This window comes from Commensalibacter nepenthis, assembly GCF_029953305.1.
GTDB lineage: Bacteria > Pseudomonadota > Alphaproteobacteria > Acetobacterales > Acetobacteraceae > Commensalibacter > Commensalibacter nepenthis.
Genome location: NZ_JASBAN010000001.1, coordinates 1,077,501 through 1,103,923 on the forward strand (window position 1 = coordinate 1,077,501; position 26,423 = coordinate 1,103,923).

Annotated in this window: 22 protein-coding genes and 1 pseudogene; 13 read left to right on the forward strand and 10 right to left on the reverse strand. The window is 37.7% G+C overall.

Annotated elements, in window-relative coordinates; all coding sequences use genetic code 11:
• Positions 1 to 287 precede the first annotated feature (287 nt).
• Genes QJV33_RS04970 through mnmE form a run of 5 tightly spaced genes read right to left on the reverse strand, consistent with a single transcriptional unit; the run spans position 288 to position 5,864 of the window.
• Entirely contained in the window at positions 288 to 1,193 is a 906-nt protein-coding gene (locus tag QJV33_RS04970) for a ParB/RepB/Spo0J family partition protein (protein WP_281462274.1), read from the reverse strand.
• 20 nt (positions 1,194 to 1,213) lie between these two features.
• A complete protein-coding gene (locus QJV33_RS04975; protein ID WP_281462275.1) occupies positions 1,214 to 2,002 on the reverse strand; it encodes a ParA family protein in 789 nt (262 codons plus the stop codon).
• Between the two features lie 5 nt (positions 2,003 to 2,007).
• Complete coding sequence (gene rsmG, locus QJV33_RS04980) at positions 2,008 to 2,622, reverse strand: 16S rRNA (guanine(527)-N(7))-methyltransferase RsmG (protein WP_281462276.1); 615 nt, start codon at positions 2,620 to 2,622, stop codon at positions 2,008 to 2,010.
• Positions 2,606 to 4,498, reverse strand: a complete 1,893-nt coding sequence (gene mnmG, locus QJV33_RS04985) for a tRNA uridine-5-carboxymethylaminomethyl(34) synthesis enzyme MnmG (protein WP_281462277.1) — start codon at positions 4,496 to 4,498, stop codon at positions 2,606 to 2,608. The genes rsmG and mnmG overlap by 17 nt, the downstream gene beginning before the upstream one ends.
• Positions 4,499 to 4,535: 37 nt before the next feature.
• Positions 4,536 to 5,864 (reverse strand): tRNA uridine-5-carboxymethylaminomethyl(34) synthesis GTPase MnmE, encoded by a 1,329-nt coding sequence (gene mnmE / locus QJV33_RS04990; protein WP_281462278.1) that lies wholly within the window; start codon positions 5,862 to 5,864, stop codon positions 4,536 to 4,538.
• Between the two features lie 333 nt (positions 5,865 to 6,197).
• Here mnmE and QJV33_RS04995 point away from each other — a divergent pair, with 333 nt between their 5' ends.
• The gene (locus QJV33_RS04995) at positions 6,198 to 7,001 is read left to right on the forward strand and encodes an integrase core domain-containing protein (protein ID WP_281462279.1); all 804 of its coding nucleotides are present in this window, start codon (positions 6,198 to 6,200) and stop codon (positions 6,999 to 7,001) included.
• Between the two features lie 125 nt (positions 7,002 to 7,126).
• Positions 7,127 to 9,049, forward strand: a complete 1,923-nt coding sequence (locus QJV33_RS05000) for a S9 family peptidase (RefSeq protein WP_281462280.1) — start codon at positions 7,127 to 7,129, stop codon at positions 9,047 to 9,049.
• Positions 9,050 to 9,189: 140 nt separating this feature from the next.
• Here the strand turns inward: QJV33_RS05000 and rsmI are convergent, their stop codons facing one another.
• Positions 9,190 to 10,116, reverse strand: a complete 927-nt coding sequence (gene rsmI, locus QJV33_RS05005) for a 16S rRNA (cytidine(1402)-2'-O)-methyltransferase (protein WP_281462281.1) — start codon at positions 10,114 to 10,116, stop codon at positions 9,190 to 9,192.
• Positions 10,117 to 10,226: 110 nt separating this feature from the next.
• On the opposite strand from rsmI, the gene QJV33_RS05010 reads away from it, so the two are divergent.
• The 7 genes from QJV33_RS05010 (at position 10,227) to QJV33_RS05040 (ending at position 16,396) form a co-directional block, all read left to right on the forward strand.
• Positions 10,227 to 11,519 carry a penicillin-binding protein activator gene (locus QJV33_RS05010; RefSeq protein ID WP_281462282.1) on the forward strand — a complete coding sequence of 431 codons (1,293 nt, stop codon included), beginning with the start codon at positions 10,227 to 10,229 and terminating at the stop codon, positions 11,517 to 11,519.
• 200 nt (positions 11,520 to 11,719) lie between these two features.
• Positions 11,720 to 12,883: an iron-containing alcohol dehydrogenase gene (locus QJV33_RS05015; protein ID WP_281462283.1), complete on the forward strand. Its 1,164-nt coding sequence runs from the start codon at positions 11,720 to 11,722 to the stop codon at positions 12,881 to 12,883.
• Between the two features lie 52 nt (positions 12,884 to 12,935).
• Entirely contained in the window at positions 12,936 to 13,604 is a 669-nt protein-coding gene (locus tag QJV33_RS05020; RefSeq protein ID WP_281462284.1) for a LolA family protein, read from the forward strand.
• 96 nt (positions 13,605 to 13,700) lie between these two features.
• Positions 13,701 to 14,303 (forward strand): YebB family permuted papain-like enzyme, encoded by a 603-nt coding sequence (locus QJV33_RS05025; RefSeq protein WP_281462285.1) that lies wholly within the window; start codon positions 13,701 to 13,703, stop codon positions 14,301 to 14,303.
• A gap of 195 nt (positions 14,304 to 14,498) precedes the next feature.
• Entirely contained in the window at positions 14,499 to 15,134 is a 636-nt protein-coding gene (gene queE, locus QJV33_RS05030) for a 7-carboxy-7-deazaguanine synthase (RefSeq protein ID WP_281462286.1), read from the forward strand.
• Positions 15,134 to 15,862: a 7-cyano-7-deazaguanine synthase QueC gene (queC, locus tag QJV33_RS05035; protein ID WP_281462287.1), complete on the forward strand. Its 729-nt coding sequence runs from the start codon at positions 15,134 to 15,136 to the stop codon at positions 15,860 to 15,862. Before queE ends, queC begins: the two co-directional genes overlap by 1 nt.
• Complete coding sequence (locus tag QJV33_RS05040) at positions 15,863 to 16,396, forward strand: 6-pyruvoyl trahydropterin synthase family protein (RefSeq protein ID WP_281462288.1); 534 nt, start codon at positions 15,863 to 15,865, stop codon at positions 16,394 to 16,396.
• Here QJV33_RS05040 and QJV33_RS05045 read toward each other — a convergent pair.
• Both QJV33_RS05045 and QJV33_RS05050 read right to left on the reverse strand, forming a co-directional pair.
• Entirely contained in the window at positions 16,393 to 18,240 is a 1,848-nt protein-coding gene (locus QJV33_RS05045; RefSeq protein WP_281462289.1) for a DUF4422 domain-containing protein, read from the reverse strand. The two genes, QJV33_RS05040 and QJV33_RS05045, sit on opposite strands and share 4 nt — an antisense overlap.
• 155 nt (positions 18,241 to 18,395) lie before the next feature.
• Positions 18,396 to 20,054 carry a ribulokinase gene (locus QJV33_RS05050; RefSeq protein ID WP_281462290.1) on the reverse strand — a complete coding sequence of 553 codons (1,659 nt, stop codon included), beginning with the start codon at positions 20,052 to 20,054 and terminating at the stop codon, positions 18,396 to 18,398.
• A 221-nt stretch (positions 20,055 to 20,275) separates the two neighbouring features.
• Between QJV33_RS05050 and rapZ the strand changes: the two genes are divergently transcribed.
• From rapZ to QJV33_RS05065, 3 genes are read left to right on the forward strand one after another with little or no spacing between them, the layout of a single operon-like run.
• A complete protein-coding gene (rapZ, locus tag QJV33_RS05055; protein WP_281462291.1) occupies positions 20,276 to 21,211 on the forward strand; it encodes an RNase adapter RapZ in 936 nt (311 codons plus the stop codon).
• 46 nt (positions 21,212 to 21,257) lie between these two features.
• Positions 21,258 to 22,832, forward strand: coding sequence for a bifunctional phosphoribosylaminoimidazolecarboxamide formyltransferase/IMP cyclohydrolase (gene purH / locus QJV33_RS05060; protein WP_281462292.1), 1,575 nt, complete (start codon positions 21,258 to 21,260; stop codon positions 22,830 to 22,832).
• Positions 22,833 to 22,850: 18 nt separating this feature from the next.
• Positions 22,851 to 23,396 (forward strand): hypothetical protein, encoded by a 546-nt coding sequence (locus QJV33_RS05065; protein ID WP_281462293.1) that lies wholly within the window; start codon positions 22,851 to 22,853, stop codon positions 23,394 to 23,396.
• Positions 23,397 to 23,432: 36 nt separating this feature from the next.
• Here QJV33_RS05065 and QJV33_RS05070 read toward each other — a convergent pair whose 3' ends face one another.
• Positions 23,433 to 23,624, reverse strand: coding sequence for a DUF4385 family protein (locus tag QJV33_RS05070; RefSeq protein WP_281462294.1), 192 nt, complete (start codon positions 23,622 to 23,624; stop codon positions 23,433 to 23,435).
• Between the two features lie 35 nt (positions 23,625 to 23,659).
• Between QJV33_RS05070 and QJV33_RS05075 the strand changes: the two are divergent.
• A pseudogene (locus QJV33_RS05075) lies at positions 23,660 to 24,301 on the forward strand (IS6 family transposase); the annotation flags it as partial.
• Positions 24,302 to 24,605: 304 nt separating this feature from the next.
• Here the strand turns inward: QJV33_RS05075 and QJV33_RS05080 are convergent.
• Positions 24,606 to 26,360: a Hint domain-containing protein gene (locus QJV33_RS05080; protein ID WP_281462295.1), complete on the reverse strand. Its 1,755-nt coding sequence runs from the start codon at positions 26,358 to 26,360 to the stop codon at positions 24,606 to 24,608.
• Positions 26,361 to 26,423: the final 63 nt, after the last annotated feature.

The following is a 26,423-nucleotide window of genomic DNA, read 5'->3' on the forward strand; positions in this document are numbered from 1 at the left end:
TTCAATATTTGCGACAAGACCGAAATAATATTAAAAACCACTAAACTAAAAACTTTGCGACAAGACATCGAAAGTTAAAGTTATAAACGATTTATAAATTATTATAATACTGTTAAACCTCATAAAGGCATTCAAGGAAAAACACCCTATGAGATCTTAGATAATTATTTTAAACAAAATCTGTAAATAACTCGATCAATTCCTACACTTTATCAAACCTTCGCCTCTACATTTTATACACTACATGATAATTTTATCATCTCTTTGAAAATAGCTCTCTTGAAGATTTATTTCTTTAATAAACCCAATAACTCATCAAATTGCTCCAAAGATTTATAATAAATCTGGACCGAGCCACCTTTACCATCAAATTTAATTTGGATGTTCAATCCTAGCTTACTACGCAAATCTTTTTCTAATAATTTAATTTCTGCATCCAAAGGTTCTATTTCTTGATGTGTTTTAGGCTTCTTTTCTTGATCACGTTTTACCAACTCTTCAGTTTGGCGCACGGTTAATCCACGTTGTATGATCTCTTTTGCTGCAACAACTGGATTAGGATGCATTAATAATGCCCTTGCATGCCCCGCAGTCAGCTTTCCTTCTTTTAAATACAAACGCACTTCTTCAGGCAATTGCAACAGACGAATGGTATTGGCAATATGCGGGCGAGATTTTCCTACAGCAGAAGCCAACTCATCTTGTGTCAGCTCAAATTCTTTTAATAGTCGAGAAAAACCTTCAGCTTCCTCAACAATATTCAAATCGGCACGTTGTAGATTTTCAACCAAAGCGGCAGCCATCGCATCACTGTCACTTAACTGGCAAACTCGAACAGGAACCTCATGAATAGTTGCCAATTGTGCCGCACGCCAACGACGTTCCCCAGCGATAATTTGATACTGCCCTTCTGATCCTGGTTTTTCACGTACTAATAATGGCTGTAGAATCCCGTGATGCTTAATTGAATCAGCAAGTTCTTGTAAAGCCTCTGGCATCATTACTTGGCGAGGTTGAAAAGGACCTGGCTCTATAAATTCAATCGGCACATTTAACAATGATATTGGTGAAGTGGACATATCTGCATTATTTTGTCGAGAGTGTTTTACCGTGTCTTCAACCGCCGCATTACCTAATAAAGCCGCCAGACCTCTTCCTAAACGCGCTTTTTCATGCCCTTTTTTACCAGCCATAGCGAATTTTGCCCTTTACCTTATTGAAAACGACGTGTCAGTTCTTTGGCAAGGCTCATATAAGCCACAGCCCCCGCAGATTTACGATCATATAACATAATGGGCTTTCCATAACTTTGAGCTTCTGAAATACGGATATTTCTTGGAATAACCGTTTTACAAACCTTGTCCCCAAAGAATGCTTTGGTATCTTCCGCAACCAGTTCAGAGAGCTTGTTACGTTTATCATACATAGTTAATACAATCGCCCGTATATCCAATTCTGGGTTCAAAGATTTTTGCACGCGTGTGACGGTTTTAACAAGATGACTGATCCCTTCTAATGCCAGAAATTCACACTGTAATGGCACAATCAATCCATTTGCTGCAACCAACGCATTTAATGTTAACATTCCTAAACTTGGTGGGCAGTCGATTAAAATATAATCATATTGTTGAGACAAAGTTGCCAATGCATTTTTAAGCCGCAATTCACGATTTTCAACATCAATCAGCTCTAGTTCTGCACCAGCCAAATTGCCATCAGCCGTAATCAAAGACAGATTAGGAACAATGCCGCTTTTAACCATTCCTGCACTGATGGCACCATCGATTAATAAATTATAAGTACCAACTGCACGATCATTATAATCAACCCCCAACGCTGTTGAACTGTTCCCCTGAGAATCTAAATCAATCAATAAAACTTTTTTCTTTTCTGCCAAAGCAGTGGCCAAATTAATTGCTGTTGTTGTTTTACCAACCCCACCTTTTTGATTAGCAATCGCCAAGATATGTGGTGTTTTTTGTTTTATATTTTTCTCGGTCATACTTCTTACACAATATGTCTAAATTGATTGATTTTTACTATAACCCCATCAGGGCTCGTCTTGCTAGGAATTTTCAAATAGTTAAATTCCCAATTTTGCTGTGCCTCTGCAATTTCGTCATCGACTTTCTGTCCCTTGAGAAACAAACAATATCCATTTTCTTTTAATCTACTTTCAGAAAATGCTAGCAAAGTTTCCAAAGAAGCCAATGCTCTTGCTGTAATTAAATCTACTGGAGGAATATCAACCTGCTCGATCCGTTTACATAAAATATTGACGTTTGATTGCGTTTGTCTGGCTACCTCATGCAAAAAAACTGTTTTACGCATATCTGATTCAACAAGCGTTATGGGTATCCCTGTTACAATTGCCAATACTAGCCCTGGGAACCCCCCTCCTGAACCAAAGTCAGCAATAGACCCAACTGACGCATCAATTAAACTGACCAGCTGTAAACTATCACAAATATGACGTTCCCAAATTTGATCTGTTGTTTGCTTGGAGATCAAATTAATCTTTGTATTCCATTGCTGCAACAGTGAAACATATAACACTAACTTTTCTTTTGTTTCACGTGAAACATTTTCTAACAATTCAGCATTTTCATTCTTTGGCTGCATGTTTTGCTACCCCATCTAAGCTGCGAATATGTGCCAGGATTGCCATCAAAGCCGACGGCGTTACCCCAGGAATACGCTGTGCTGCACTAAAACTGACAGGTCTTACCGCTTCTAAACGCTCCTGCATTTCACGGCTAAGACCACCAATTTGCTTGTAATCTAGATCTGCGGGAAAAGTAATTTTTGCTTCTTGATCCAACTGACGTATTTCACGCGCTTGCCTGACCAAATACCCATCATAACGGGCTTCTGTTCGCACATACTCTTGAATGTTTTTTGGAAGCTCGACAAACCAAGGAGCTAACTGTGAAATAGATTCCTGTGAAGGTATCAAAGAAAGCACCTCAAAGAAAGAGCGCCAACGCCCATCAGATGAAATATTCAATCCTTGAGCTAACAACGATTTTGGTAAAAATTTCTCTTCTCTGGCACGTTCTATCGCTTGTTGTATATATGCTTGATCTTGACGATATAACGCCAAACGTTCAGCACCAACACACCCCAATTTTTCACCTAATGGGGTTAAGCGCACATCCGCATTATCTGCACGCAATGTTAATCGATATTCCGCACGAGAGGTAAACATACGGTAAGGTTCCGTAACCCCTTGCGTAGTCAAATCATCAATCATCACCCCAATATAACCTTGACTACGATCAATGGTGATTTTATCTGATCCACCAACATGTAATGCGGCATTTAATCCAGCCAGCAACCCTTGTGCTGCTGCCTCTTCATATCCTGTCGTGCCGTTAATTTGCCCCGCCAAAAACAATCCTGAATATTGGGGCAATTCCAACGTTGGGTTTAAAGAACGCGGATCAATAAAATCATATTCAACTGCATATCCAGGACGAACAATCACCGCCTTTTCTAACCCAGGAATGGAATGCACCATTCTTTCTTGGATTTCCTCAGCTAAACTGGTTGAAATCCCATTCGGATAAATTAAATCACCCCCCTCGTGATTAGGCAGAGCTTCTGGCTCCAAGAATAATTGGTGGCGATCACGCCCTGCAAAACGAACAATTTTATCCTCAATTGATGGGCAATATCGAGGTCCTTTTCCCGTGATGGAGCCACCATACATTGCTGAACGATGAATATTATCTTGAATAATTTGATGCGTTTCGGGCGTGGTTGCCGTGATACGACAAGAAACCATTGGATTATACGCTTTGGAGGTAAAACGGCTAAAAAATTCTGGCTCTTCATCGCCTTTATCTTCAGCAAGACTTTCCATATCAATACTGGATCTCAACAAGCGTGGTGGTGTTCCTGTTTTTAACCGCCCCATTCTCAGACCAAGAACTTCCAAACGCATTCCAAGCATTGTCGCAGGTTCCTCCCCTACACGACCAGCTGGGCTGCTTTTTTCACCAATATGAATGACACCCCGTAAAAAAGTTCCTGTCGTTAAAACAACCGCACCAGAAGAAAATTCTCTACCATCTTCACAAACAACACCCCCTACACAATTCCCATTCCCTACACGAAGATCGGCAACAGCCCCTTCTATAATCGTTAAGTTAGAGGTTGCAGCCAATAAATCTTGGATTGCTTGACGATATAAAATCCGATCTGCCTGTGCGCGTGGCCCATGAACAGCGGGCCCTTTGGAACGATTCAATAACTTGAAATGAATACCTGCACGATCAGCTGCTTGCGCCATAATACCGTCCATCGCATCAATTTCACGCACCAAATGCCCTTTGCCAATCCCACCAATCGCTGGGTTACAAGACATCGTTCCAACCGTATGTTGATAATGCGTTAATAATAATGTTTTTGCGCCCATCCGTGCAGAAGCTGCCGCGGCCTCACTGCCTGCATGTCCACCACCAACAACGATGACATCATATTTTTCATTAACCATTATCTTTTGCTCATTCTCGTTATTTTATAAGCCAAATTTATTTCCCAATACAAAATTGGCTAAAAATTGTATCCAACAAATCCTCTACACCAATCGTGCCCGTTAATCTACCCAAACTTTGCATCGCAAGACGTAATTCTTCGCCTCTCAGCTCCGGCCAATCCAATCTTTGCGCTTCTTCCAAATGCTGCACACATTCTTCTATTCCCAAACGATGACGCACTCTGGTTAAAGGGGGTGGCCCTTGCCTTGCCGTTAAATATTTCGCTTTTTCTGCCAAAGCCTGCTTTAAGAGATCAATACCCTCACCCGTTTTGACACTGATAAATAATATTTTATTATCATTTCGATCCAATGTTTCACGTGAAACATTTAAATCTTTTTTCGTTCTTATCCAAAAATCACATTCAACTTCTGGTTCAGACACATCAACAGAAGCATCCGTCAAACATAAAACACAATCCGCTTCTCTGCCAATTTTTTGTGCGCGTTTAATACCCTCAGCTTCGATCAAATCTTCTGTTTCACGCAATCCAGCCGTATCCACCAAAGTCACAGGAACATCACCCAATACGACCCTTACCTCAATTGCATCCCGAGTTGTCCCAGCCTGTTCCGTTACAATCGCAGCATCACGATCCGCCAATAAATTTAATAAACTTGATTTCCCAGCATTGGGCGCACCTAATATCGCAAACACCAATCCTCGACGAAGACGTTCACCACGACCCGCATCATTAAGATGTGCTTTCATTTCCTGGTGTAAAATGTGGATTGTATCCTTTAAATTTTCCTCCACCTCTTGGGGCAAATCTTCATCTGGAAAATCAATCAGCGCTTCCTGAAAAGCCAAAACCTCACGCAATTTTTGCGCCCATCCTTGATAAATTACACTTAAACTACCTTCGGTTTGTTCCAACGCTTGTCGTCGTTGAGCTTGTGTTTCAGCTTCTACAAGATCAGATATTCCTTCTGCTTGTAACAAATCTACCTTACCATTCAAGAACGCTCTTTTACTAAACTCACCCGCCTGTGCAGGTCTTGCCCCATAACAAACCAACACATCTGCAATCGCATCTATTACTGCTGGACCTGCGTGCAAATGCAACTCTGCACTATCCTCACCTGTATAGCTATTGGGTCCTTTAAACCAAATCACCAAAGCCTGATCCAATAACTCATCTTGATCGCCTCTTCTCCATAATTGCCGAACAGAAGCTTGCCTTACCTTTGGTACGCTATGACATAGTTTTTCCAAAATAGACAAAGTATGAGAACCGCTGATGCGCATAATCGCAACGGCCCCGCGACCAGAAGCCGTTGCCAAAGCAAAAATTGTAGAGTGCGTAGAAGAAAATATATTCATGGATAATGGCTTAACTTATACAATCATTATAAAAATTGTAATTGTCATATCAGACAATATTGACTCCTTTTATACCAAAAAGAAGATCCTTATCCAGAATATTTATATATTTTTCCCAATTAAACAAGATACAAAGAAATTATTTATTCGAAAACATAGGGTTTGTGAACACAAACCTCTTTAAAAACAAGCCCTCTTGATAATTGATTAAGGGTCATGCCTAGTTAAGCGCGTTTAATCTTAGATATTGTAGCAAGATTTTTACTTTATCGGAATATCTATTATATGTAGGAATTGATCGCGTTGTTTACAGTGATATGGAATATTACTGTAATGAACATACATAGAAAAACGAAGCTTACGTTGTATCATCGAGAGGAGATATGGCGATTATATCATCAAGAGAAAGTCACGATAACGGATCTGGCTAAGCGTTTTATGGTCAGCAGACCTACGATTTATGTTGTATTAAGGCGAGCTCGGTTGCAATTATTTGTGCCGATGTCCAGCACAAATGAACGTTATAAAACAATCAAATATGGCATTAAACGCCTTGCTAAGATTGAAAAAACACTTGAGGACAAGCTCAGACGGCAAGCCAAAAAATATAACAACTCTTATCCTGGGGAGATGGTGCATGTCGAGACTAAACGGCTTCCTTTGTTAAAAAATGAGACTAAACAGCAAACTCGGGAGTATCTTTTTGTAGGTATTGATGATTTTTCTCGAGAACGCTATGCAGGGATTTACAACGATAAATCTCAGTTTAGTGCAGCTCAGTTCCTACAAGACGATGTGCAGGTTCAATGCCCTTATACGATCGAATGTGTTTACTTTGACAATGGCAGAGAATACCAAGGAACGCTTGAACATCTGTTTGTTAAATCTTGTTATACCAATCGGATTAACCAGAAATTTACCAAGCCAGCTTGCCCTCAAACCAATGGCAAAGCAGAGCGCGTCATTCGCACACTCATGGAAATGTGGCATGAGCGTGAATTGTTCGTCAATGCTCAAGATCGAAAGTTAAAGTTGAAACGATTTATAAATTATTATAACATTGTTAAACCCCATAAAGGCATTCAAGGAAAAACACCCTATGAGGTCTTAGATGGTTATTTTAAACAAAATCTGTAAACAACGCGAACAATTCCTACATGCCATCTTTTATCTCGATTAATGAGTCCTGATCTTAGTTTTATGATATAGTATTATTCTAATAGTAGCAGATCGTGAGTAAACATTGGTAAAGGGTATATTCGATGACTGATTTAAAAACACCACAATTATGCGGTAGCTGGATATCGCCCTTTACCCCCCAAATCGTCAATGGGAAAAACACAATTTTTTCTGAATTACAAACAGATCACGACGATATTTATTGGCTAGAACGCCGTCCCGAAGAACAAGGCAGAACCGTTCTCGTCAAATGGAATTCCACAACCAACATAACAGACATAATCCCACAAGCTTTTTCAGTTGGTACGCGTATCCACGAATATGGTGGTGGGGCATATCATGTACATAACCAACAAATTATCTTTAGTGACCAAAAAACAAGCGCTGTTTGGTTTATAAACAAAGCGCAACAAACACTTTTAATCTTTCAAGACGAGAATTATCGTTTCGCTGATTTTCGCATCATGGATCAATATGTTATCTGTGTGGCTGAACATCATACGCAAGATATTGTTGAAAATTATATTGTTGCCTTGTCTTTATCCAAACCACAGCAACTCACTATTTTAGCAAAAGGCGCTGATTTTTATAGTTTCCCACATTTATCCCCAGACCAACATCATCTAGCTTGGATTGAATGGGATCACCCTAACATGCCTTGGGAAGCAACGCGCTTATGTATCGCGGAAATTAATCAAACGCTTTGCCTACACAATATCAAAATCATTACAGGAACAACTATCCAAGAGTCATTCATTCAACCTGAGTGGACATCCAATCATAATTTGATTGTCAGCAATGATCGTAGTGGCTATTGGAATCTTTATCAGGTCAATATCGATGATCCAAACCTATATGCCATAGCCCCAATAGATGCTGAAATTGGCTTACCTACGTGGGTGTTCGGACAACAAAGCTGGTATCCACTTCATCATAACCACTTTATTGCTCAGGCAATCACCAAAGGTAATGCCGAAACAATATTTATTTGCGATGGGCAAATATCAAAAACTAACCTTAATCATTCAGAATCCTGCCCTGTGCCGTTACAAAAAAATAATAGTTTTGCATGGATTAATCATTCCCCCTACAGCCCTGCTCAAATCATGATGCAAGATACTGATGGAAAACACCATATTTTACGCTCCTCTAGTAATATTCAACTCAGTCCAGAGGATATTTCTTATGGACAACCCATCACTTTTCCAACGCAAGATCATCAAAAAGCACACGCATTCTTTTATCCACCCACAAATAAAAACTATTGCCCAATGGCAGAGGAACTGCCTCCCTTATTGGTTTTGGCGCATGGTGGACCAACAGGGCAAACAACCAACGGTTTCACTCCAAAAATTCAATTTTGGACAAGCCGAGGATTTGCCGTTGTTGATGTAAATTATCGCGGCTCTACAGGATTTGGTAAAAATTATCGTGAAGCCTTGCAAAAACAATGGGGTATTCTTGATGTGCAAGATTGTATTGATGCCTGTCAATATCTCATTCATCAAGGCAAAGTTAATCCACAAAAAATCGTCATTAGAGGAAGCAGTGCTGGAGGGTTCACAGTATTAACCGCTTTAATCCAATCTCAATTATTTGCGGCAGGATCTTGTTTATACGGGGTTGGTGATTTAACCGCCTTAGCAAAAGAAACACATAAATTCGAAGCACGTTATTTAGATGGTTTGATTGGAGCATATCCAGAAGAAAAACAGTTATATCAAGAACGTTCCCCTTTAACCCATATTCATAATATCCAATCTCCTTTAATTGTTTTTCAAGGATTAAAAGATCAAGTTGTTCCACCATCTCAAGCCAAAGCTATTGTTAACGCATTGAAAACAAACCATGTGCCTTATGCTTATTATACTTTCCCAGAAGAAGGTCATGGATTTAGGCAAGAAGCAACTTTAACCAAAGTCTTGGAAATGGAGCTTTCCTTTTTTGGTAAAATCCTTGGATTTACTCCAGCCAATTTAAGTGAAGACGTTATTATTCATGTATAAGGAAATATGGTTTTGTCGCAAAGTTTAAATTTTATAAAATATCTATATAATTCAATGAATTCAAAAAATCTATTTTGAAGAAATAATGTTAAAAACCACTAAACTTAAAACTTTGCGACAAGACCTTAATAATTTAGATATTATCTATTTTTGCTTAATTCCAAAGCGCGTTGATAAACGATTTTTTTGGGCAAATGAATAGCAGTGGCAACCAATGAGGCGGCATCTTTGACAGACATGGTTTTTAAAGCAGTTTGTAGTTGTTGATCTAAATCATCTTCGGTAGTTTCGTCTTGTTCAAGAGGTGGTCCTACCAACACTGTAATTTCACCCCGAGGAGGGACATTGGTAAAATGCTCTATTAACCCTTGAAGTGTATTGCGTTGGACTTCTTCAAATTTTTTTGTCAACTCTCTAGCCACTGCAGCAGGGCGATCATTACCGAAAATAAGGGCTAAGTCTGTTAACATATCGATTAAACGGTGGGGGGCTTCGTGCCAGATGAGCGTGGCTTTGAGTCCTGCGCGCTCTGCTGCTTTTAAAGTGGTAAAACCATTTTTTCTGGCTTGAGATTTTGGTGGTGGGAAGCCAACAAACATATAGGGATGTGGCGGAAGACCAGAAAGGGTTAATGCGGTCAATGCTGCGTTGGCACCTGGTATCGCTGTAAGTGGAAAGCCAGCTTCGATAATTGCTTTGGTCAGGCGATATCCAGGATCAGATAATAAAGGTGTTCCGGCATCTGAAACAAGGGCTATTATTTTACCTTGTTGCAATAATGAAATAATTTGTGTAGTGCGTTGTGTCTCATTATGCTCATGAACGCTTTCCATACGAATGGATATCCCATATGCTGAAAGGAGCTTAGTTGTAACGCGTGTATCTTCACATAGTAAAATATCAGCTTCTTGTAACGTTTGTTTCGCTCTGAGGCTGAAATCGCTTAGATTGCCAATAGGTGTAGAAATAAGAATGAATTCGCCAGACTCTTTGACTGATTTACTAGAATTTTGTTGATCTGTTAAAGGTAAGGAAGTATCTGATAGTATAGATTTTTCTTGTTTCATAATAAAAGCAATCTTAAAAAATATAAAAATTTGGTTATATCAAAGGAGCACAAATATTGAGTAAGAACATAAATCCTTTACACAAAGGGATTTCTAGGCAGGCTAGTATAGTGAGTAAATTATTAAAAGCGAGTGTTTGTGTTCCGGTTTTGATAATAGCAGCTTGTTCTACAGATGGGAATGGCAGCCATAATCCTGTAATTTCTGCAAATGATAATCCTAAAAAACAAGTGGGATTATTATTACCCCTCAGCGGTCGTAATGGTGCGTTGGGCAATAATATGATGCAAGCAGCCAAATTAGCACTCAGTGATCCTTCTGCACCTAAACTGGATGTGTTTGATACAGAACAAGCTGGCGGTGCTGCGGAGGCTGCGCGCAAAGCCATTTCTGCGGGTGATGGAATTATCTTGGGTCCATTAACAGCCAAGAATACAACGGACGTTGCCTCTGTTACCACAGCCAGTAATGTGCCAGTAATTGCGTATACCAGTGATGTTTCTGTTGCGGCTTCGAATATTTGGGCTTTTGGCGTAACCCCAGAACAACAAGTATTAACAATGGTTCGTGCGGCAAAAAATGAAGGTAAAACAAAATTTGCAGCTTTATTGCCCGAAAACCCCATGGGTAAAGCAATGGGGAATGCCTTGACCAAAGCCTGTGCTGATTTGGGATTATCACAGCCTGTGATTATCTATCATACTGCGTCTAAAGAGGATATTACTCAGCAATTAAAAACATTATCCAATTTTGATGCGCGTGTTCAAGATGCTAAAACCAATCTAACATCACCAACGACAGCAAAATCATCAACAGGTGACAGTAATGAGGGTAATTTGTTAGATGAGTTGGCACCAACAGAATCAACTTCTGCACCTAAAAATGATACTAAGAATTTAGCTCTTGGAAATCCTCCTTTTGATGCGTTATTGTTAGCGGATACAGGATTACAATTACAATCCGTTATTGATGCTTTGGATGAAACCCAAGTGTCCTCTACCAAAGTCAGAATAATGGGACCTGGGTTGTGGGGGGCTTTTGCTTCTAAATTAGGCAAATTGCAAGGGGCATGGTATGCGTCTCCTGATCCGAAAAAAAGAACAGTATTTGCACAACAATACAGAGCAAAATATGGTGTTGCGCCAAAACCATTGGCTGATTTAACCTATGATACGGCTGCTTTGACAAATTCGCTTAGTAAAATTGGTGGATATACTTCACAAAATTTAATGCGTGCAGATGGGTTTGATGGGGTTGATGGCTTATTTGTTTTACAAGCTGATGGGCATGTTAAACGTGATTTACAAATTTTTCAAATTCAACCTTCTGGCGGTGCTAGGATGATTTCTACACCTTCAGTGGTTAAACCTGATGTTAATTCAACCAATACAACACATAGCTAGTTCTTTTTTAATAGCTTCAAAGGGCATTTATCTTTCTTTATGCTCTTTGAAATACCTATATAACTTATTGTAAAATATACTATTTTTATAATATATTATTTATATGCATAATAGACATGATTAATTTTCATCTCTATAGAGTAAATAATTTGTTATAATGTAGCCTTGCGTATTTATTTTATTGTAAGTGAAGGTATATAATGGCACTTCAAAATTTTGAATTTTGTAATCCTACACGGATTGTTTTTGGTCAAGAAACCATTCAAAAATTAAATGGCTTAATTCCTGAAACTGCCAAAGTATTGATTATTATTGGGGGTGGTAGTGTTCGTAAAAATGGAACATTGTCTGAAGTTGAAACGGCTTTGGGAAGGCGTGAGTTTGCGGTATTTGAAGGAATAGAAGCAAATCCGACCTTTGAAACTTCCATGCAAGCAGTAGAAAAAATTCGTCAAGAGAGTTTTGATTTCCTTCTTGGCGTTGGTGGTGGATCCGTGATGGATGCAACCAAATTTATTACTGGAGCTGTGAATTACAAGGGTGATGCTTGGGAAATTGTGACCAATGGAGGCAGTAATATTACCAGCATAGTGCCTTTTGGATTTGTGCCTACTTTACCCGCAACAGGATCAGAAATGAATTGTGGTGGGGTTATTTCTCGTAAAGCAACAAATGACAAACTGTCTATTCGTAATGATCTTTTATATCCTTTATTTTCAATTTTAGACCCGACTAAAACCTATAGCTTACCTAAAAAGCAAATTGCGAATGGGATTGCTGATGCGTTTGTCCATACGATTGAACAATATTTAACTTATCCTATTCATGCAGCCGTGCCAGATCGTTTTGCCGAGGGGATATTATTAACTTTGATTGAAGAAGGACCAAAAACCCTTAATAATCCAGAAGATTATGAATCGCGTGCCAATTTCATTTGGGCAGCAACGATGGCGTTGAATGGATTGATTGGCGCGGGAGTTCCTCAAGATTGGGCAACCCATATGATTGGTCATGAGTTGACCATTTTATATGGTATCGATCATGGTCGTACCTTGTGTATTTTATTGCCCTCTTTAATGCAAGAAATGCGTAAAGATAAGCATGGTAAGTTGGTGCAATATGGGCGCAGAGTATGGGGTCTACAAGGGAGTGATGAAGAAAAAATCATTGATGAAGCCATTGCTAAAACCCGTGCTTTCTTTGAAAGTCTAGGCATTAAAACCTATTTAAAAGAGTATGATGTTGATAGCAGTGCAGTTGATAAAGTCGTTGAACAATTACGTCGACATCATTTGACCGCTTTAGGAGAAAGAGGAAATGTTACTTTGGAAGTCAGCCGCCGTATTGTAGAGGCTAGCCTTTAGATCAAAAAACCTCTATATAAGAAATTATAATAGAGGAAAAAGGAACCTGTTTATGAAGTCTATCAATCTTATTGCTGGTTGTATTGGGTTATTAGGAATGACTTGCCTTGGAATAACAGGTTCCAGCAATCAAGCTGCTGCGCAAATTACTGTATCAACTGCGTCGAATAATAATGGTGCTGTGCAGCTTTCTGCTCAAGATCAAGCCTTGTCCGACCAAGCGCAAACATGGATTAATAATTTAACCACGCTTGAAGCAAAATTCCAACAAATTGCCCCCGATGGTCAACGCAGCACAGGAACCGTATGGATCAAAAAGCCAGATCGTATTCGATTTGAATATAATAAACCCAGCCAGCTTTTATTGGTTGCGAATGATGGCAAAATGGTTTTTCATGATAGCGAGGTTGGACAAACAACAACAATACCATTAGATCAAAGTCCTTTGGGGTTATTATTAAAACCGCAACTCAGTTTTTCTGGGGACGTAACCATGACGAATTTTACACCTCCAAATAATGGGTTATTTCAAATCACCGTTGTGCGTACCGCATCTCCGTCTGATGGCAGTTTAACATTGATCTTTAATCAAAATCCGATAATGTTAAGAGCATGGCGTGTTTTAGATGCTCAGGGACGTACGACTATGGTTGATTTATATGATTTACAGCCTGGTGTTTCTGTTAAAAATAAATTATTTAAAATAGATTTTGGAGATTAAATTGAGGAGCGTGTTTGCGTTTAGTAAACAAAAGATATCCAAAAATTAATTTTATGATATAGTTTATGTTTATAGTTAACATATAGGTCTATTTTTATGAAAAATACTCAATTTTCTTTACAGGATTTAGACCCATCTATATTACGAGTAGGCGATATTGTTTTTATTCGTATTGATAATTTTATTTTTAATAAAGTAGCAAAAGCCACTTTATTATGGGTGAATCATGTTGGCATTATTGTTGGTTTTAAAAATAATGAATATTGGGTGGCGGAAAGTACAATTCCAGTCTCAAAAATTACTCCTTTATCTAAATTTATAGCTCGATCCAAAGACGGGTCTTTTGCGATTGCACGGTTAAAACAGCCATTGACTATTGCTCAACAAGTTAAAATTGTTCAAGCCTCTAAAAAGAGAATGAGTATTTTATATGATACTGGATTTAACTTACGATCTTCACGTCAATTTTGTTCTCGGTTTGTATATGAAGTGATGAAAGAAGCGATAGGGATTGAAGTCGGTCAAGTTGAAAGTTTTCAGAAACTTCTTCATAAAAATCCTGATTATGGGTTGAAATTTTGGAAAATATGGTTTTTAGGATGTATTCCTTGGCAACGATTAACAGTCACTCCAGCCAGTCAATATAATAGTCCAGAAATTGAATTTATTTATGAAAAACCGTATCAAGAAATAATATAATATCGATTATAAATCAGGAGCATCAAGATCAATTCATCAAAATTTATAAGGAAAATTGGTTAACGATGCTACTTCAAGAAAAAGTCATAGAATATTTGAAAAAACATTCTAAATCCATATAAAAAACGCTATATAATACCTATCTTATGAAAATAAGGCTTGTATTTTTGATTATTTTCTTGGAAACCATATCCCATGAGTTATGCAGTAAAAGAAATTTTTTTAACCCTTCAAGGTGAAGGCGGACAAATTGGACGCACGGCGGTTTTTTGTCGCTTTGCAGGGTGTAATTTGTGGTCAGGACAAGAAGCAGATCGAGCAAGTGCTGTTTGTCAATTTTGTGACACTGATTTTGTTGGAATGGATGGTGTTGGCGGTGGGCGTTTTACTGACGCACAAATGCTTGCTAATGCGATTGAGCAATGTTGGGGACAGCGTGATCCAAAACAGCGTTTTATCGTATTTACAGGCGGAGAGCCTTTGTTGCAGTTGGATGAACATCTTATTCAGGTTTTAAAACAAAAAAGGTTTTATATAGCGGTTGAAACGAATGGCACGTTACCAGTGCCAGAAGGTGTTGATTGGATTTGTGTCAGCCCAAAAGCAGGGGCGGATTTGGTGCAAAAGCATGGGGATGAATTAAAATTAATTTATCCGCAAGAGGGATTAGAGCCTCAAGATTTTATCGAATTCGCATTTACGACTTTTCGTTTACAGCCCAAAGATGACCTGAACAAAAAAGAGCATTTGCAAAAGGCAATTGAATTTTGTCAAAATCATCCTGTATGGCATCTTTCGTTACAGACTCATAAACTCATAGGAATTCCATAATGACTGACAATCAAACCGATTCTTTTTACAACAGTGCTTTGGTTTTATTCTCTGGTGGTCAAGATTCTACAACCTGTTTGGCGTGGGCGTTACAAAGATTTGAAAAGGTCGAAACATTAGGGTTTCATTATGGGCAACGTCATGATGTAGAAATGCAATGCCGTCAAGATATTCGTCATAAAATTCAGGATATCAATCCATTATGGTATGATCGCTTGGGTGAAGATCATGTGATGAATCTGTCTGATTTAGGGGCAATTTCTGAAACGGCATTAACACGAGAAACAGCGATTGAATGGGATAAACAAGGGCTGCCCTCTACTTTTGTGCCAGGTCGTAATTTACTCTTTTTAACCTATGCTGCGATTATTGCTGATCGCCGTCGTTTACGTCATATTATTGGAGGTATGTGTGAAACGGATTATTCTGGTTACCCAGATTGCCGAGATGATACCATTAAAGCCTTGCAAGTTACGATTAACCTTGGAATGAGTAATCGTTTTGTTTTACACACCCCCCTTATGTGGGTTGATAAAGCCGAAGAATGGCGAATGGCTGAGCAATTAGGGGGGCATGCATTAATTGAGTTAATTAATAAAGATACCCATAGTTGTTATGTAGGGGATCGCTCTCATGCTCATGAATGGGGCTATGGATGTGGGGAGTGTCCAGCGTGCGAACTGCGTCGCTCTGGTTGGGAAAACTATGTAAAGTCAAAGGATAAATAAGTGCTAGAGCTTGTTTTTACACGCCGTTTTGCCATGGCACATCGACTCATTCATGGATCAAGTGAGGTTTGTGCAACGCCCCATGGGCATAATGAAGAGGTAAAGATCTATCTTAAGCCCATGCATCCGCAATCATTAGATGGGAAAATGAACGTTGTTGCTCCCTTTCACAAAGCTAAAGGAACATGGCATCGCTTTATTGACAACTCTGTAGATCATGCGTTTCAATTAGCAGAAAATGATCCATTAGTAGATTGGTTTGTGCAAAATGAACCTCGACGTCTTTCTAAATTACTTATTACGCCTGGTGATCCGACGACCGAATTACTGGCATGTTTATTTATGAGTAAACTCAATAATTTTTTATCGGCTGAACAGTCTGGATTATATTGTGAACAAATAGAAATATTGGAAACACCAACGAATACTGTGCGTTTTACAGGAAATCCATTGGAATTTATCCCAAATATCCGTCCACCAGAACAATGCTGGTGGCAGCGTGCAGATATGAGTATTTCAGATTTAAAAAGTTAATATTTAATTTTGAGCAAGTGTAAAGTTTTTCTAATTAATTCTTTGTTCATATTAATTTGAAGTTTGCCCAATTTGAAGGAAACATGGTTTTGAGAGACTTTAATAGAAGCTTTTGATACACCCCATACAAGTAATTCATGAAGAGAGAATTGCTTATAGTGTCCTTTGAGTCTGTATTTCCAATATAAAGATCTGAATGGGTGATTGCAACTATATCTCCAAGGCTTCTTTTGATCTGTGTAATGAATGATTCCTATATTTCGTAAGGCATCTTCAGCATCTTTGATGGAGTATTTATATTCAAGGTCATTATATTCTAACATTCTGCTATTGATATTCCAGCGCAAGGGAATAATTTTTGTTTTTTTTGAGAACGTTATGTTTAGTATATCTTGATCTTGTAATGTAATAATTTCTTTATATTTATAATAATTTTCAAAATAATTTACAAAGACATTTTTAAATTCTTTTCTAATTTGTGCTAGATTAAAAATCATCACGCCTGCATTAAAATAATTCGTGTCTGGTAAAGAAAGTCGTCTTGCTTGAAGAATTCCTCCTTCGTCTAAAACGGCACCAACGCACATATTTCCTAACGATTCTTGCCATAATTCTGCAATATTGCCATAAACAATGATATCTGAATCAAGATAAATGATCTTTTCGATATTATCGGGTAGTAAATTTTGAATGGTTAGTCGATAATAAGTATTTAAAGAAATATATTCTCTGTTTAATGGAAGCGAATTAAATAGTTTCTTGTTAATCTTAATATAATGAATACGAATATTTTTATTTTCGGCTTGTTGGATTATCTTTTTATTTTTGTTAGATAGCTTTTCATCATGCAAAATATAAATATGGATAGGTTGTTGAGGATGTGCGTTTTGTATCATTGATGTGATAACAGCATCTCCGTGAGCTGCATAATTATCATCGAATGACATGCAAATATTAATAGGTTCATTCACCTGTGTCTTTGTTGTTGGTGATTTGTGAGCTAATATTGCTTTTGTATTATATGTAGGCTTATCAAAAACACCAAAAGTAATTCCCAAGGTAGTTGATTTTAATGTTGGATATTGATTTTTTGCATAAATTACATAACAATTTGTTAATCTTTCAGCAATAAATCCCCAGATTCTATATTGATATGAATCATAAGAGGAAATATCGATTTTCTTTTCTGCCTCTGATAATACCCCAAAAATGAAATCACAATATTCATGAAAATATTTTTTTTTCATGATGGCAATATTGCCAAAGAAACAATGTTTATTGGCGAGAGTATCTAATAAGGAAAAGTAAAATTGTGGGTATTTTTCTTTAATGATTTCAATAACAATATCTAAATCTTTGCTATAATGCTCTTTGGCATAAAAATCATAACCAGTCATTAAATGATGATTCGCTCCGACCGGATGAATGCCCCATATAGGTGCCGTGATAATGTCATATTGAGAGCAAAAGCGTGTTATATTTTCTGCATCCCATCCACCATTTTCTATTTCAGTTTCTGAGATTTGGTTGATAATATAAAAATTATTATCATCTTGCTTAAAGTGTAGATATCGACGATAATGCATTAGACCATAATAATCCGCGTCTAAATTTTTCCACGCCCAGTATAGAGCCGTCAATTCACACCAAGATTTATTTTTAGCAGAGATATTATCTCCCGTATTATCCCCGATGCAATAATCTAAGCTTACTTTACTAATTTCTTTACCAACGTGAATGGGAACAAAACACTCATTTTTTACATAGGGTGCTTGTTTATGATGGCAAAGTAGAATTTTAACAGTTGACTGTTCTTGAGGTAAAATAGAGACTTCATTATGCATAAGAGTTAATACCTTGGGTTAATTTATAAATAAATGTCACTTGTATAAAATAGATTGATAAAGACAGCAATCCTTTGCTCTATTGCTATTTTAAAATAAAAGAGTGTGATAAATTAATAGCGGAAAGCCCGCTTCGATAAATGAATAATAATCGTTCATTTGTTATATTGTGGCTCGCAAACCTCTGACCATTTCAGATATTGTTTGTAAATGGCTTCATATTCTTGGGCGCGTTTTGGATCAGGTGTCATTGTTTGCGCAACAGGGCTGGCCATATGTTGTTGTGCTTCTGTGACATTTTTATAAAGACCCGCGGCAACAGCACCAAAAATAGCCCCTCCTAGTGCGCAACATTGATCGGATTTAGATATTTCAATAGGGCGGTTCATCACATCGGCACAGGCTTGCATAATGACGGGTGATTTTTTAGCAATTCCACCAATCGCCATAACGGTATGGATGGGAATGTCTTGCTCAATGAAACATTCCATAATCGCACGCGCTCCACAAGCTGTTGCGACAACTAGGCTACCAAATAGGGTAGGGGCATCACTCGCCAAAGTCATCCCTGTGATCGTCCCCTTCATGCGCTGATTAGCATAAGGGGTTCTGCGTCCATTAAACCAATCCAAAGCAATAGGCAAATGATTTAAATCAATATGTGCAAACCACTTTTGAGCCAAATCATTTAATAGGTTTTTTTCTGCTTGCTCTAACTCTTGAGGATCAGAAATATGTTTTTTTAATTGTTGTAATGGCCAAGAAAGCAACCGTTGATACCATGCAAAAATATCTCCGAAGGCAGATTGACCCGCTTCAAAACCGATATATCCAGGAACAACACTACCATTGACCTGACCGCAAATTCCTTTAATAAAGCGATCATCAACCAGCTCTTTTTCTGCAGTTAACATGTCACAAGTGGATGTGCCAATAACCTTGACCAAAGAATACGGTTTGGCACCTGCACCCACTGCGCCAATATGGGAATCAATACCACCACCAGCGATAACCACTTTTTCAGATAGACCCAACTTTTTAGCCCATTCAGGGGTAAGAGTGCCAACAGGCACTTCGGCAGTATATGTGTCTGTAAATAAAGGATAGGGCAACTCTTCAACCAATGAGGAATCTAGGTCTTTAAAAAACTCATATGAAGGTAAGCCATTCCAATGTTCATTCCACAAACATTTATGCCCCGCAGCACAGCGACTCCGTTTAATGTCTTGAGGTGCAGTCGTGCCAGAAAGCAAAGCAGGCACCCAATCAGAGCATTCAATCCAAGAGGCGGCAGCTTTTTTTATCGCTTCATCTTGTCTAAAAATATGTAAAATTTTTGACCAGAACCATTCGGAAGAATAAACACCACCGCATCCTTTTAAAAATTCCGAATGTTGAGGTTGTTCGCATAGCTTATTAATAGCTTCTGCCTCTTCAATCGCCGTATGATCTTTCCATAAAATAAACATTGCATTGGGATTGTCTGCAAATTCTGGTAATAGTGCCAAGATTTGCCCTTTATCATCAATCGGTGCTGGAGATGAACCTGTCGCATCGACACCGATTGAAATTACCTGATCGGCAACAGAACCGAGTTGTCGAACCACAGATTGGATTGCTTTGGTAAATGATTCTATAAAATCCAAAGGATGTTGTCGAAATTGATTTTTTAATGGAATACAATATAATCCTTGCTTCCACCTAGGATAATAAATGACTTCTGTGGCAAGTTCTGTTCCTGATGAACAATCAACAGCCAGCGCACGAACAGAGTCACTGCCAAAATCTAGACCAATTGAAATTGCATTTGTCATTTTTATAGGTTCCAACTCATAATATTTTAAGGTCTTGTCGTAAATTTGAAATGAAGTTGTATTTTGGTATAAAATGAGTGAGCTAGCAAGGAAGTGTGTTATTTAATCCGAAGTTATTTGGTCTTGTTGCAAATTTAATTACAATCCCTATTGTATCGGGGCGTGATGTTGCTTAATATTGAAAAATTATTAGGCATATTACAAAGATTGATCTTTCTGCGATGCAAGATGATTTTTTAAACAAAAATATTATTAAACAACCTGTGATTTTTGTAACAGGGCTGTCTGGTGCAGGCAAATCGACTATTCTTCGCACACTGGAAGATTTGGGATATGAGTTGGTCGATAACCCCCCTTTGCAAGTCATCAGCGATATTGTGGGTAAAGTGGAGGGACCTATTGTTTTGGGACTTGATTCCAGAACCAATGGTTTTGAAACATCTGCAGTGATGGAATTGCTGTCTAGGTTAAAATTAAATCCAGCATTACAAGTGCAGTTAATTTATGCGACTTCTGAAACAGATGTTTTGTTGCGTCGATATACGGCCACGCGCAGACGACATCCAATGGCAGCAGGCGGAACCGTTAAAGAAGGAATTGAGGCAGAAATCGCATTGATGGAACCGTTGCGGCAAGTTGCGGATATGGTCATTGATACGTCTGATCTGCCCCCAGTGGAATTAAGATTATTGGTAGAAACACGTTATAATTTGGGCCATGATAAAAATAATGGGCTTTTAACTGTAACTCTGATGTCTTTTGCCTTTCCTAGTGGTGTTCCTCGTGAAGCGGATATGGTTTTTGATGCTCGCTTTCTGCATAATCCTTATTACATTCCAGAATTGTCAAAAAAGACAGGTTTGGATAAAGATGTTCAAGAATATGTAGAAAAAGACCCTGATTATCAAAAATATGTGCATCAGATTGATGAAATGTTAAGTTTAATTCTGCCTCGTTTTGTTTTAGAGGGCAAGAAATATGCGACTATTGCAGTGGGTTGTTCAGGTGGGCAACATCGTTCTGTAACGATTATTGAGGATTTGGCACAACGCCTTGCACATCCTCGTAATAATCAAGAAGGGTCATCTGTTTTAATTATGCATCGTGAATTAGAACGCCAAGGTGTATATACTTGGCGATGGGTTGCTCGTCCATAAGAGCAAAATTAAGTTATCGTAAAGAAAATATTTTAGGAATTGAGTAATGAATCAAAAAGTTATTCCTGTTCGTCGTGCGTTAATTTCTGTTTCTGACAAAACAGGTTTACTTGAGTTGGCCAAAGCATTGGCTGAGCAAAATGTAGAAATTCTATCTACGGGTGGCACGGCTAAGGCCATTCGTGATTCGGGAATCAGAGTGATAGAAGTTTCTGACTTTACAGGTTTTCCTGAGATTTTGGACGGGCGTGTTAAAACATTGGTGCCTCAAATTCATGGTGGTTTATTGGGTCGCAGAGATTTACAAGATCATCAAGATCAAATGAAAGCACATGGAATTCTTCCGATTGATCTGTTATGTGTGAATTTATATCCATTTGAAGCAACCGTTGCTTCTGGTGCGGGTGAAGAAGATGTCATTGAAAACATCGATATTGGTGGTCCAGCACTTATTCGTGCAGCCTCTAAAAATCACAGCCATGTTGCCGTTCTAACCGATGCTGCTCAATATGGGTCTTTTATCGAAACTTTGCGTCAAACGGGTGGATCATCATTTGCACAACGTAGAGCTTGGGCGCAAGCGGCTTATGCCAGAACAGGGGCTTATGATGCGGCAATTTCTGCGTGGTTTGCCAAAAAAGCCAAAGAGCAATTCCCAGAACGCGTTGTTTTCAGTGGTCAACGTAAAGAAGTTTTACGTTATGGTGAAAATCCTCATCAACAAGCCGCGTTTTATACGAATGATGAAAATCGTCCAGGCGTTGCTACGGCTAAGCAATTACAAGGAAAAGACCTTTCTTATAACAATTTGAATGATACAGATGCTGCTTTTGAAGCGGTAGCAGAGTTTGATGAACCCTCGATTGTTATTGTAAAACACGCAAATCCTTGTGGGGTGGCGAGTGCTAAAACACTTTCTGAGGCATGGGATCTAGCTTTACGTTGTGATCCAGTTTCTGCTTTTGGTGGGATCATTGCGATGAACCGTCCTTTGGATGCAGAGCTGGCAGCGAAGATCGTTACTATTTTCAGTGAAGTTGTGATTGCACCTAAGGTGAATGTAGATGCTTTAGAAATTTTGTCTAAAAAGAAAAATGTACGTGTATTGGAAACCGGTTCTATGCCTGATCCAATGGCACAAGGGGTAATGGTGAAAACATTAGCTGGTGGATTTTTATTGCAAAATCGTGATAATGGTCGTCCTGCTGATTTTAAAGTGGTCACCAAGAGACAACCGACGGCTCAAGAAATGGAAGATATGATTTTTGCTTTCCGTGTGGGTAAACATGTTAAATCCAATGCGATTGTTTATGTGAAAAATAAAGCAACGGTTGGGGTTGGTGCTGGTCAAATGAGCCGCGTTGATTCTGCGCGCATTGCTGCTCATAAAAGTTCTGAAGCAGCCGAGGCAGCAGGGGTGTCTGAACCATTAAGCAAAGGTAGCGTGGTTGCTTCTGATGCATTTTTCCCCTTTGCAGATGGGCTACAAGCTGCGATTGCTGCTGGGGCTACGGCGGTTATACAACCAGGAGGATCTATGCGTGATGATGAAGTCATTGCAGCAGCAGATGAGGCTGGAATTGCGATGGTCTTTACCTCTATGCGCCATTTCCGTCATTAAAATTTGGATTAACCTATTATGAAACGCACTTTTTTCATTGCTTTGTTAGTTTCTGTATGTGTTGGACATGCTGCTTTTGCCAAAGAATATCAATTTAAAAGTCAATTTGATCCATTAACTGTTCAATGGTCTAAGAATGTTGGTACTGCCAAGGTCGCAGGCATGGGCATTTATCGTGAAGCTGATGGAACAATGAAGACTTGTGCGGGTCAACAGATCACGTATTATCCTTATGATCCCTATATTGTTGAAGAGTTGCAAGTTAAAATGCGAGACATCAAAAAGGTCAAAAATTTTGATTCTCGTATGAATGACTATGCGTTTACTGTTCCGTGTGATGCAAGTGGGGATTTTAAATTAACCAATTTACCAGAGGGAAAATGGATTTTTGTGATGAATATCCCCGTGGTTAAAAATAAAGAAGATTATTCTTCATATGACCAGTCTTCTAACCTGACGAACGTTGCAGGTCAAGGAAATGGTATTTTGTATCGTATTGTCAGTATAACTGCTGGAAAAGTAAATTCTATTCAGTTGGTTCAAGGGGATGTGGAGGAACATTAATTTTATGATATTGAAATTATCCTTCATCAAATTGTTTTAGACAAGTTTTTTTAAAGTGATATAATCAGGGTTCACACGCGTATTATCCCATTTTTGTTTAAAAATACGTGCAGCAGCCGCTTTGACCTCATCTTCTGAAGTTCTGGGAAGCTCTTGACGACCATAAGAGCCACTTGACCTTTTTTTATCTGTTGGTACTAGACCATCATATTTTTGGTCTTGTTGCAAATTTAATTATGTATTTTAGTATGATATAGAAATGGATTGATGATTTTAAAGGTCGCCACTTTAGTGGATTGATGATTATCCAAGCGGTAAACTAATATTTACGCTATTGTCTTAGCTATCGAGATATTGAGGAATTGTTTTTAGAGCGTGGAGTAAGCGTTGATCATAGCACGTTAAACCGTTGGGTATTACGCTATGCACCACTATTAGAAAAACGTTTGAGAAGCTATAGAAAGCCCCATTGTGGTGAGGTGAGGATTGATGAAACCTATATCAAGGTAAAAGGTCAGTGGAAGTATCTATATAGAGCCATTGATAAAGAAGGCACAGCGATTGATTTCTTGTTAACAGCTAAAAGAAATATAAAAGCAGCACAACGCTTTTTTAGAAAAGCATTTAAAGAAGATGGTCTGTTCGCTCCAACCCATATTGGAACAGATAAAGCATTACCGTTTCCAAAGACCATACAGACCATGAAGAATGAGCATATCCTTGCCAATCACTGCGTTCATGAAACAAAGAAATCTTTACAACAGGGAATAGAAAATGATCACTTCAGGTTAAAGAGGGGTATACCAAGAAATGGCTGTTTTCAATCTTTTGATACAGCAAGAAAAACACTCAAAGGATATGAGGCCATTCTCTGGATTAAAAAAGGACTGGGCTTTAAAGGAAAATAGACAATCAACGAACAAATAAAACTCATTCAAAGCATATTCGGTTTAAATAATAATATAACCGTCTAAATTAGCTCGCTTTATGGCTAATCACAGCACCATTCAATATTTGCAACAAGACCCTTTAAATTAAATAACCCTCTTGATTACTAAATAATCCAATTTTTATAGCTCTTTACAAATCAAAACATTATTTGCGACAAGACCGACTAAACACGGCAGGAATCCCCTCACTTTAGGGAGGGGAGAATGTCAATGTTTTCTTGTAACTATTTGCGATAAGATTTTTATTACTCTGAGGTTATCAACCTACAAGATAATTTTCATTTTTACTTTCTATATTTATTACAATAATAGAATTGTCGTTTACCTCATCAATTTTAATTGATGATTTCCCATTTGTCCATTTTAGGTTACTATTTGATGTATGCCAATCAGAACAATTCTGATTAATTTCAATTTTTTTAGAACCTTGTTTAGTGATATGTAATATATTACCTACTAAAACACCTAATTTTCTCCTATCATCAACAAAAGGACCAACAATTTCTGATGGTCTAAACGATTTAGATTTTATAGTAATATTTTGTGTATTAGGTGGAATATATAAAATCATTTTATGATCATGTTTAATAAATGGTATTTTTTGATCTTGTTCATTTATAAAATGAATATTTGCATCTGTTGTAGTATGATGTGGTTGTTTTTCTGCTTTAATGTCTAATTTAACAGCTCTATCTTCAATTTTTTTATAAATATTTTCTACAAAACTACGTTTAGTGTTCAATGGGAATGCAGCATCTGTTGCCCACTGTTCAATTTTAATTGGTTGATTATTTTCTTTAGTAAAATCACTATGACCTGTATTTAGAAAACTTTCTGTCTGTATACCGTTTGAATTAATAACAGAATGATTTTCCAATTGAATATGATATATAAATTTATTGTTAATAACCCTATTACAAATAGTCCTATTATTTACTAACATACGAGCTGGAATAAAGTAATTATCAAAAAACAAACAATGTTCAGGTGTAATATATAAATCTTTATAAGGTAAATTATCTCCTAATGAATTTTTTTTAATACAAACGATTGTATTGTTTATAGGTGTTAACAAAGTTTTTCCAACCCATATAACTGATTTAATTACCTCTTTTCCATTAAAATAAGTAATTATTTTATCATATATACAAATTTCTTCTACTTTTTTCCAGCCATTTACTGTTTGAATCTCAGATCCCTCAAGAAAACAAGGTATCACTAGCTCTTGATTATAATTAAAGAAGAGATTGCTTTTATCTTTATCGGACATACTATTCATAGCAAATGAATCTGCTATACTTTCATCAAAAGAAAATATCGGTAAATTATTTCTACCCGATCCCATTATTGTATTAACACCATTGGGAATAGTTGACGGAACACCACCCACATTAGAAGGTTTTAAAGTTATTGTGTCTAATGTATTACTAGAAACAAATTCTCCATCTTCATCTGTCAATCTGAACTGTACAGCGCTTTTGTTTGGATCATAATAAGTCTTATTTTTATTATAGCCAATTAAACCTTGTTCGTGCGTATATATATGTAAATTTTTAGGTCCTGAAGAGCCGTATGCATCAGAATAATATACACCCTCTATGTAGGCAGGGTTTTGTACATTGACGTCTGATGTAAAGCGAATAGCTGTTTTTTCTAAGACACCATCTGCAGGCCAAGCTGATTTATAACCAGCTCTCAATACAGAAGATGGCTCAAGAGTAATATTAGCTATATTTGGAAATTCAGCTGCAGAAGTGTCTCCAATACCAGGACTTCTTTCATCAGTAAACGTAACCCCAGTTCCAACAACAATGTTAACAGGTGAAGAAAAAGCTTTACCAGTAGGCATTAAATCAGCCAAAGAGTAAGTGTTATCCGCAGTTGTACTTGCGTTAGGATCAGTGTTTAAAATAACAGTCTTTCCAGAAAGAGAATCACTACCTTTTTGATCTATATAATCATTAAGATCTTTTACACCTTCAAATGTTATTTGATTATTTTCTATTTTCGCCATAATTATTAATTTCCTTACAAACTATTTTTAGTAAAACATTATACTTAAATATAGTATTTATTA

Excerpts from the sequence above, each read along its gene's own strand:
- QJV33_RS04970 (WP_281462274.1), bottom strand. The coding sequence starts at position 1,193 with ATGGCTGGTAAAAAAGGGCATGAAAAAGCGCGTTTAGGAAGAGGTCTG.
- QJV33_RS04975 (WP_281462275.1), bottom strand. The coding sequence starts at position 2,002 with ATGACCGAGAAAAATATAAAACAAAAAACACCACATATCTTGGCGATT.
- rsmG (WP_281462276.1), bottom strand. The coding sequence starts at position 2,622 with ATGCAGCCAAAGAATGAAAATGCTGAATTGTTAGAAAATGTTTCACGT.
- mnmG (WP_281462277.1), bottom strand. The coding sequence starts at position 4,498 with ATGGTTAATGAAAAATATGATGTCATCGTTGTTGGTGGTGGACATGCA.
- mnmE (WP_281462278.1), bottom strand. The coding sequence starts at position 5,864 with ATGAATATATTTTCTTCTACGCACTCTACAATTTTTGCTTTGGCAACG.
- QJV33_RS04995 (WP_281462279.1), top strand. The coding sequence starts at position 6,198 with ATGAACATACATAGAAAAACGAAGCTTACGTTGTATCATCGAGAGGAG.
- QJV33_RS05000 (WP_281462280.1), top strand. The coding sequence starts at position 7,127 with ATGACTGATTTAAAAACACCACAATTATGCGGTAGCTGGATATCGCCC.
- rsmI (WP_281462281.1), bottom strand. The coding sequence starts at position 10,116 with ATGAAACAAGAAAAATCTATACTATCAGATACTTCCTTACCTTTAACA.
- QJV33_RS05015 (WP_281462283.1), top strand. The coding sequence starts at position 11,720 with ATGGCACTTCAAAATTTTGAATTTTGTAATCCTACACGGATTGTTTTT.
- QJV33_RS05020 (WP_281462284.1), top strand. The coding sequence starts at position 12,936 with ATGAAGTCTATCAATCTTATTGCTGGTTGTATTGGGTTATTAGGAATG.
- QJV33_RS05025 (WP_281462285.1), top strand. The coding sequence starts at position 13,701 with ATGAAAAATACTCAATTTTCTTTACAGGATTTAGACCCATCTATATTA.
- queE (WP_281462286.1), top strand. The coding sequence starts at position 14,499 with ATGAGTTATGCAGTAAAAGAAATTTTTTTAACCCTTCAAGGTGAAGGC.
- queC (WP_281462287.1), top strand. The coding sequence starts at position 15,134 with ATGACTGACAATCAAACCGATTCTTTTTACAACAGTGCTTTGGTTTTA.
- QJV33_RS05045 (WP_281462289.1), bottom strand. The coding sequence starts at position 18,240 with ATGCATAATGAAGTCTCTATTTTACCTCAAGAACAGTCAACTGTTAAA.
- QJV33_RS05050 (WP_281462290.1), bottom strand. The coding sequence starts at position 20,054 with ATGACAAATGCAATTTCAATTGGTCTAGATTTTGGCAGTGACTCTGTT.
- rapZ (WP_281462291.1), top strand. The coding sequence starts at position 20,276 with ATGCAAGATGATTTTTTAAACAAAAATATTATTAAACAACCTGTGATT.
- purH (WP_281462292.1), top strand. The coding sequence starts at position 21,258 with ATGAATCAAAAAGTTATTCCTGTTCGTCGTGCGTTAATTTCTGTTTCT.
- QJV33_RS05065 (WP_281462293.1), top strand. The coding sequence starts at position 22,851 with ATGAAACGCACTTTTTTCATTGCTTTGTTAGTTTCTGTATGTGTTGGA.
- QJV33_RS05080 (WP_281462295.1), bottom strand. The coding sequence starts at position 26,360 with ATGGCGAAAATAGAAAATAATCAAATAACATTTGAAGGTGTAAAAGAT.